General features: G+C 71.2%; 4 protein-coding genes. All 4 read right to left on the minus strand.

Going from position 1 to position 8,859, the window contains the following annotated elements; all coding sequences use genetic code 11:
* Positions 1–99 precede the first annotated feature (99 nt).
* Positions 100–3,786 carry a S8 family serine peptidase gene (locus ACFV9T_RS15225; protein WP_385440186.1) on the minus strand — a complete coding sequence of 1,229 codons (3,687 nt, stop codon included), beginning with the start codon at positions 3,784–3,786 and terminating at the stop codon, positions 100–102.
* A gap of 143 nt (positions 3,787–3,929) precedes the next feature.
* Positions 3,930–5,480 carry a GMC family oxidoreductase gene (locus ACFV9T_RS15230; protein ID WP_385440188.1) on the minus strand — a complete coding sequence of 517 codons (1,551 nt, stop codon included), beginning with the start codon at positions 5,478–5,480 and terminating at the stop codon, positions 3,930–3,932.
* 11 nt (positions 5,481–5,491) lie between these two features.
* On the minus strand, positions 5,492–7,048 hold the full coding sequence (locus tag ACFV9T_RS15235; RefSeq protein ID WP_385440191.1) for an APC family permease: 1,557 nt from the start codon (positions 7,046–7,048) through the stop codon (positions 5,492–5,494).
* Positions 7,045–8,514, minus strand: a complete 1,470-nt coding sequence (locus tag ACFV9T_RS15240) for an aldehyde dehydrogenase family protein (RefSeq protein ID WP_385440192.1) — start codon at positions 8,512–8,514, stop codon at positions 7,045–7,047. The genes ACFV9T_RS15235 and ACFV9T_RS15240 overlap by 4 nt, the downstream gene beginning before the upstream one ends.
* Between the last annotated feature and the right edge of the window lie 345 nt (positions 8,515–8,859).

Consider the following 8,859-nt stretch of genomic DNA (forward strand, 5'->3'; position numbering starts at 1 on the left):
GTCTGCTGTCCACTTGTGGCGGCTCCAGCGCGTCGATGCATCGATTCAATCAACGGCACGCTAGACGGTGTTCGTTACCGCCAGAGGACGGCTTTCGGCCTACTTCAGGCCATATGCACGAATGACCGTTTGATCGATTCGGTTGCCGTCGGCGTCGGTGGCCTGGACGCGCAGGCCGGTGAAGCCGTTGGTGGCGCCGAGCCGGGGGTGGTTGACGGTGGCCTCGTAGGCGGCACCGTCGCGCTGGAGTTTCACCGCCTTCCAGGTGGCGCCGTCGTCGTAGGTCACCCAGGCCTTGAGGGACCGCGTCTTCGCGGCCGTCGCGCCCTCCTGGTGGCGCGGGGTCAGGTCGAACGTGAAGCGCTTCCCCGCCTTGGCGCGGCCCAGCAGGTCAACGCCCAGGTCGTAGTCGAGGGAGAGGAGAGGGAGAGCGGTGGGCCCGGTGGTGTGGGCGGAGGTGAAGTCCCACTCGGTCAGCGTTCGGGTGGAGTACGCCGACCACTCGGCGGTCCGACGTGCGTCGATCGTCAGCCGGTAGTCGGCCTTCGCGGCCGGTACGGCGAAGGTGCCCGAGCCGTACTGCGCCTCGCCGACCAGCTCGCCGTCCGCGTACAGGCTGGTCTTCACCGCGTCCACGCCGTCCTTGGCCGCGCCCGCGGAGCCGTAGTGTCCGGCGCCCGAGTCGGAGAACTCAGGTACAGAAAGCGTGAGTTGGTCGCCATCGCGCTCCGAGGTGCCGAACTCGGCTGAGGTCGTGGGGCGGATGACGGGGGAGAGCCAGTCCACGGTCTCCTTCGTCCCCGGCGCGTACGTCGTGAGCGGCGACCACTGCCGTCCGGCCCCGTCGTAGTCCTGCATGGCGGTGCGCCACACGCGGGTGTCGGGGTCGGCGCTGTAGTACTCGGTGCGCTGGGTGCCCAGCGGCACCTCGGACTTCTGCTCCACCGAGAACAGCTGGTGGGGGCGGAAGGTGTGGGTGGCCTCGGCGCCGATGTGGCCGCCCTTCACGGGGGCGTGGTAGCGGGCGTTGACCTTGTGGGTGGTGCGGCTGTTGAGGGGGTACGTGAGGTCCGCGCCGATGGCGCCGGGCTCGGGCAGCAGTACGTCGTACACGTACGGGCTGTTGGCCGTGCCGCCCAGCTCGACGGTCACCCCCTTGGTCTGGCCGTCCAGCAGCGAGAGCAGCTTGTCGCCCTCCTCGCCGGGTACGGACATGACCGGAATCGTCGCGCTGTCGACCGCAGTGATCCACAGGCCGAGCGTGGTCTTGCGGTAGACGAGGACGTACGCGGCGCCCGCCTCGGTGGCGTTGATGACCGCCTCGTCGGGCCAGCCGTCGGGCGCCAGGCCCACCAGCACGGCCTTGCCCTTCACGTCCAGGCCCTCGAAGTCCTCGGCCGTACCGGCCCCGGCGGATACCACCCGCACCTTCCGCTTGCCGTCGATCTTGACGGGCCAGCCGGTGTACGTGCTCGCGTACTGCGGGTTCAGCGTGACCCGCTCGGGGCTGGTGACGCGCGCGGTCAGCTCCGTCTTCCCCAGCCGCCAGCGGCTGTAGAACTCGAAGAGCCCCTGGGTGACCTTCTCGGTGGGCGCCGCGTAGATGTGCTTCCTCCACTTGCCCATGGAGTAGGTGAGGCCGAAGGAGCTGCCGCCCTCCAGCTCCCGGTGCCAGGAGGTCGTCACGCCCTGGGGCTCGGCGTCCTTCTCCTTGGTCTCCGGCTTGATCTCGACGGCCTTGCGGGCGTCGAGGGTGAGGGAGACGTCGCCGTTCAGCTCGATCTCCGGATCGCCCACGACGCTCGTCGCGACCTCGCGTTTCCCGCTGTCGTAGACCGGGATCCAGGTGGCGAGGGAGTACGTGCCCGGCGGCAGCTGGAAGGTGTCGGAGCCGCGCACGAAGCCGAACTGGTTCTGGTCGGCGTCACTGAGCCGCTGGAGGGTGTAGAGCCCACCGGGTGACTGCTTGCCCTCCCGGTCCAGCAGTGTGACGTCGAGGTTGTGGAGCTTCTCCGCCTTCTCGTACGCGACGGCCGTGGTCACCTTGACCGTGCCGTCTTCGCTCGTGGCGGTGATGTACCCGGCGTGGCGGCCCGCTTTCGCCTTGGCCGGGTCGACGGTGACCAGGGCCTTCATTTCGCCGTTCGCGGGCACGGTCACGGTGTCGGAGCCGAGGGTGAGGGAGTCGCCGACCGAGGACGCCAGCTTCAGTGTCACCGGCTGGTCGGTGGCGTTGGTGTACCGGATGGTCTTGGGGTCGGCCTCATCGGCGTCGTACGCGTAACTGCCGTAGTTGAGGACCGGGGTCCCGAACACGTTCTGGGCGGCCGCGCGCGGTACGTCGACCCGGCCGTCGCCCTGGGTGAACGGGCCGTCCGACGCACGCGTCTTGGCGGTGCTGGCCAGGGCGTCCTTGATCTGCTGGCCACTCCAGTCGGGGTGCGCCCCGGCGACGATCGCGGCCGCGCCCGCGACGTGCGGCGTCGCCATGGAGGTGCCGCTCGACGCGGTGTACAGGTCGTTGACGGGGGTGCCCATGGACGTACCGGCCGCGCGGGCGGCCGTGATGTTCACGCCGGGCGCGGTGATCTCGGGCTTGACCGCGTAGTCGCCGGTGCGCGGCCCACGGCTGGAGAAGGTCGCCCACTTGTCGGACTTGTCGACGGCGCCGACCGTGAGGGCCGAGTTCGCGATGCCGGGCGTTTCCACCGTTCCCTCGAAGGGGCCGGAGTTGCCCGCCGCGATCACGAACAGCGCCCCGGAGGACGCCGACAGCTGGTCGACCGCCTCGCTCAGCGGGTCCGAGGGACCGGTCGCCGGGCCGCCGAGCGACATCGAGACGATCTTGGCGTCGGAGGCGGCGGCCCACTCCATGCCCTCGATGATCCACGACGAGTAGCCCTCGCCCGCGTCGTTCATCACCTTGCCGACCAGCAGCTTCGCGCCCGGCGCCACGCCCTTGTACTTGCCCTCCGACCCGGCGCCGCCGCCCGCGATGGTGTCGGCCACATGGGTGCCGTGGCCGTGGCCGTCCTTGACGGTCTGGTCCGGGACGAAGCTCTTGGAGTCGGCGACGGCGTCCTTGACGTCCGGGTGGGTGGCGTCGATGCCGGTGTCCAGCACGGCGACCTTGACGCCCTCGCCGTCGTGTCCGGCCTTCCACATCTCCGGGGCGCCGATCTGCGGAACGCTGACGTCCAGCGACGCCTTGACCTTCCGGTCCAGCCAGAGCTTCCGTAACCCCTTGTCGCGGCTGACGTCGGCCCAGAAGTCCGCCGCGTCGGCCTTGCGCGCGGTGAGCGCCGCACCGTCCACGCTGCTCAGGGCGAGGGTCTTGCGCGCGCCCTCGGGGGCCGGGTGCGCGCCGTCGCCCCGGTAGGTGGCGATGACCGGGATCGAGGCGGTCTTCCGGTCGTCGTAGCCCTGCTTGATGAGTTGGGTGATGTTGAACAGGCCCGCGTCGATACGGCCCTTGTCCATCAGCCGGAGCGCGTCGACGGGTACGACGCTGATCTCCTTGTTCTGCTGGGCGGTCACGAACTCCGCTGACTCGCGGCCCGGCGCCCGCTCCACCTCCACGGCGTACTTGCCGTCCGGGCCGGTGGTGACGGTGACCGTGTCACCGGTGATCAGGGTGACCGTGTGCTGTTGGGTACGGACCGGCGGGGCGGCCTCTGTGGCCTGCGCGGCGGACTGGGACGGCCGGGCACCGGCCACCGGGGTGGCCAGGACGGCCACCACACCGGCGGCGCCCACCACAGCCACAAGGCGACGCGATCTTCGCATCGGCTGGCTTCCTCCCTCATCGCATCCGACTCTGCTGTCGGAAGGTGCGATCAGAGTGGTCGCCGGGGGTGCGCGGGCTCAAGGGATGGCTGTGGCCGGGCGGTGCCAACGCCCCCCTTGGCCACGGGAGTTACGCCAGACGCTTACGCGTTGCCGCGCCTCAGCAGCTCGGCGCACTTCTCGCCGATCATCATCGTCGTGATGCACGGGTTGACGGCCACCAGATGCGGCATCACCGAGCCGTCGGCCACCCGCAGGCCCGCCACCCCCTTGACCCGCAGCTGCGGGTCGAGCGGCGCGGCCGGGTCGTCGGGCGCGCCCATCCTCACCGTGCAGGACGGGTGGTAAACGGTGTTGTGGGTGTCGCGGATGTACGCGAACAGCTCGTCGTCGGTGTCCGCGCCGGGCCCGGGGGCGAGTTCGGCGCCCGCCCACAGGGCCAGCGCGGGGCGGGCGACGATGTTGCGGGCCAGCCGCAGCCCGTGGATCATCACGCGGATGTCGTGGTCGTGGGTGAAGTAGCGGGGGTCGACCCTCGGCTTGTCGCGGAAGTCGCGGGTGCGCAGCCGTACGGTGCCGGTGGAGCGGGCGCGGGTGACGTTGGGGGTGAGGCAGAAGGCGTTCTCGGACGTCGGATAGCCGCGGCGGTAGGTGTTCATGTCGAACGGCACCGAGCCGTAGTGGAACATCAGGTCGGGCCGGTCGAGATCCGGTTCGGTGGCGGCGAAGATGCCGATCTCCCACCACTGGGTGGAGCTGCGGACCATGGGCTGTTCGGCGTGCCACATGATGACGCCCTCGGGGTGGTCCTGGAGGTTCTCGCCGACGCCGGGGGAGTCCACGATCACCTCCACGCCCGTCTCGCGCAGATGGTCCGCGGGCCCGATGCCCGACAGCATCAGCAGCTTCGGGGTGTCGATGGCGCCGCAGGAGACGACCACCTCGCGCCGCGCGTGCACGGTGTGGGTGTGGATCAGGTCGGGGGCGAGGTAGTCGACGCCGATGCAGCGCCGGTCCGGGTCCAGCAGCAGCCGCTTGGCCTGCAGCCCGGTGCGTACGGCCAGATTGGGGCGCCCGGACATCACCGGGTGGAGGTAGGCGACGGAGGCCGAGCAGCGGGTGCCGTCCTCGCGCGCGTTGATCTGGAACCAGTGGGCGCCGCGCACCACGGTCCGGCCGGTGTTGAACGGGGTGACCGGGATGCCCGCCTCCTCGCACGCCGCCAGCAGCGCCCGGCCGCACGGGTCGTGCGGCGGTACGGTGCGCAGGGTGACCGGGCCGCCGCGGCCGTGGTGGTCGCCGGGCGCGTCGCTGCGCTCCAGCCGCCGGAACAGCGGGTACGTGTCCTCCGCGCTCCACCCCGTACAGCCGGTCCCGGCCCATTCGTCCAGGTCTTCGGCGGGTGCCCAGAAGGCGATGCAGGAGTTGTGGGAGGAGCAGCCGCCGAGCACGCGTGCGCGGGCGTGGCGCAGGAAGCTGTTGCCCTTCTTCTGCGGCTCGACGGGATAGTCCCAGTCGTAGCCCGACTCCAGCAGCGCCATCCACCGGTCCAGCCGCAGGACGCTGTCGTCGCCGACGTCCGAGGGGCCCGCCTCCAGGAGGCACACCGACACCGACGGGTCCTCGCTCAGCCGTGCCGCGACGACCGACCCGGCCGTGCCGCCACCGACCACCACGTAGTCGAACTCGTCCACGGGCGCTCTCCTCACGGGCCGGTGGGGGCGGCGTGCTCGGCGAGTACGCCGGTGTGCTTGCGCTGCACGAACCAGTAGTAGGTGAAGCCGCCGAGCGCCACCACGCCGATGAACAGGACCGCGCCCCAGCGCAGATACCAGTGCTGCGGGCCGGTGGCGTTGTAGACCTCGGCGCGTGGCCAGGCGAGGTTGACGGACATCGCGATGCCCCACAGCACGGCCAGCGCGTTGACCGGCGTACCGAACCGCCCCAGCGAGAAGCGGCCTTCGGCGGGCTGCCACCGGCCCCGCAGCCGCCGCACCAGCATGGGCAGGGTGACCAGCAGATACGCCAGGTAGATCATGATGATCGCGATGCTGGTGACCACCGAGAAGATCTGCGGCTGGTTGATGTTGATGACCAGGATCCCGACCGCCACCAGGCCGATCAGGACGGCCGGGAGCACCGGTGTCTGGAAGCGCGGATGGACATGGGCGAGCCGGGAGCCACCGGGCAGGTTGTTGTCCCGCGCCATCGCGAACATCAGCCGGATGCTGGCGGTGTGCACGGCCAGCGCGCACACCGTGATCGCGACGACCACGCACCACAGCATGATCTCACCCATGGTGTGTCCGAGGGTGGACAGCACCACGTACTGCAGACCGTCCTCGGCCAGCTGTTTCGCGTGCAGGTTCTCCACCGCCATCAGGGCGAACAGCAGGATGAACCCGCCGATCAGGAACGACGCGACCAGCGCCCGCAGAATCGCGCGCGGCGCGTTGCGGCCCGGGTTCACGGACTCCTCGCCGAGCGACGACGCCGTGTCGAAGCCGTACATCACGTACGCGGAGGCGAGCGAGGCGGTCAGGAACGCGCCGAAGTAGCCCAGATGCTGGCCCTCGCTGCGGCCGAAGGTGTCCAGCACGACGGACGGGCCACGGGTGAAGTGCGCGGCCAGCAGCAGGATCAGCACGATCGCGGCGACCAGCTCGATGGCCACCCCGGCCGAGTTGATACGGGCCATCAGCTTCACCCCGAAGCCGTTCACCAGGGTCGTGAACAGGACGAGGATCGAGCCGAGCACCACCGCGTTGGCCGCCCGCTCGGTGCCGCTGCCGCCGTCGCCGATGAACTGGAACCACGCGGAGATCTGCGGCAGCGTGATCTGGTACGCGAGCGCCACCGCGGCCAGGGACACCATCGAGGCCGTCATCATCATCCAGCCGCCCAGCCAGCCGACGTGCGGGCCGCCCAGCAGCTTGGACCAGTTGTACACCGACCCCGCCACCGGATAGCGGCCCGCCAGCTCGCAGAAGCACAGCGCCACCATCAGCTGGCCGAGGAACACCATCGGCCACGACCACCAGTACGCCGGGCCGCCGTGGGTCACGCCGAAGTAGAACAGCTGGAAGGTGCCGGTGAGGATGGAGATGTAGCTGATCCCGGCGGCGAAGGTGTGGAAGTTGCCGAGCGTGCGCTTGAGTTCGGGGCGGTAGCCGAGTTCGGTGAGTGAGTCGTCGTCGTGTGCGGTGTCCTGGCGGGGGCCTTGGCGGGGTGACTCGGGCTCGGTGGGTTCGGCCGCCGTCACGTGAACCACCGCTGGGGCCGGGGCGCGGTGTTGCGCCAGATGTGCTTGGTCTCCTGGTACTCGTGCAGCCCCGCCGGGCCCAGCTCCCGGCCGATGCCGGACTGCTTCATCCCGCCCCACTCGGCCTGCGGGACGTACGGGTGGAAGTCGTTGATCCAGACCGTTCCGGCGCGCAGCCGCGACGCCACCCGCTGCGCCTTCTCCGCGTCCTGCGTCCACACCGCGCCCGCCAGGCCGTACACCGTGTCATTGGCGAGCGCCAGCGCCTCGTCCTCGTCCCGGAACCGCTCCACGGTGAGCACCGGGCCGAACGACTCCTCCTGTACCACCGTCATGTCCGGTGTGCAGTCGTCCAGCACGGTGGGCAGGTAGTAGTGGCCGCCCGCGAGGGACGGTTCGTCGGGCGGCGTCCCGCCGCAGCGCAGCACCGCGCCCTCGTCGATGCCCGCCGCCACGTAGTTGGCCACCTTGTCGAGGTGCGCGGCCGAGATCAGCGGGCCGGTGCGGGCGTTCTCGTCGAACGGGCCACCGAGCCGGATCGCCCTCGCGCGCGCCACCACCTCGTCCACGAACGCGTCGTGCAGCTGCTCCTGGACCAGCAGGCGTGCCCCTGCCGAGCACACCTGGCCGGAGTGCAGGAACACCGCCGTCAGCGCGTAGTCCACGGCCGTGTCGAAGTCGGAGTCGGTGAAGACGATGTTCGGGTTCTTGCCGCCCAGCTCCAGGGCGAGCCTCTTGACGGTGGGCGCGGCCGCCGCCATGATCCACCGGCCGGTCACCACGCCGCCGGTGAACGACACCATGTCCACCCGCTCGTCCGTGACCAGCGGCGCGCCGGTCGTGGACCCGGCCCCCAGGACGAGATTGGCCGCGCCCGGCGGCACCCCCGCCTCGGTGAGCAGCCGCATCAGCCCGATCGCGGTGTGCGGGGTCAGCTCGCTGGGCTTGAGGACGAACGTGTTCCCGGCGGCCAGCGCGGGCGCCACCTTCCAGGCCGTCTGCAGCAGCGGATAGTTCCACGGCGTGATCAGGGCACACACCCCGACCGGTTCCCGCACCACCCTGCTGTCGATCTCCGGACTGCCGGTGTCCAGCACCCGGTCCGCGCCACCGGCGGCGACGAGGTGGCCGAAGTAGCGGAAGCACCCGGCGATGTCGTCGAGGTCGTACTCGCTCTCCACCAGCCGCTTCCCCGTGTCCAGGGACTCGGCTCGGGCCAGATCCGCCTTGTCGCGCTCCAGTAGATCGGCCACGCGCAGCAGCAGCCGCCCCCGCTCCGTGGCAGGCGTGCCCGGCCACGGCCCCCGGTCGAACGCGTCCCGCGCCGCCGCGACGGCCATGGCCACGTCCTTCGCCCCGGCCTCGTCCACGGACGCCACCAGGGTCCCGTCCGCCGGGCAGCGGATCTCCCGCGTCTGTCCGTCGAGGGTGGCGGTCCACTGCCCGCCGATGAACAGCTCCGGCATAGTGCCCCCTCTGCCTGGGGTCCCCCGGCCAGTCCACCCCCTGAGCGTAAGCGCCCCAGCCCGCCCCCGCACGACGTACACCCCGCCACCCGCCGCAGGCCCCGCGAACCCGACCCCTGCCGCCCCGCCGCGCGACCGACCCGCAGCTCCACGAGGCCGCGCGGGTCGACGGGGCGGCGTCCCCGCGCGCGACCGCCCCATGGAGGCGGGGCCGCGCGGGCCCGCCCCCGCCCCGGCGGCGCCCGCGCCGCTGACGGCTGCCGCCCGCGGCGCGGGCCGCCCGCCGGCTCCCGTAGCCCGGCCCGACGGGCGGGCCGGTGCCCGGCACCCAGCCGCCGCCGTGCC

Origin of the sequence: Streptomyces sp. NPDC059850 (genome assembly GCF_042731515.1) — a bacterium.
In the GTDB taxonomy this organism is placed as follows: Bacteria; Actinomycetota; Actinomycetes; order Streptomycetales; family Streptomycetaceae; genus Streptomyces.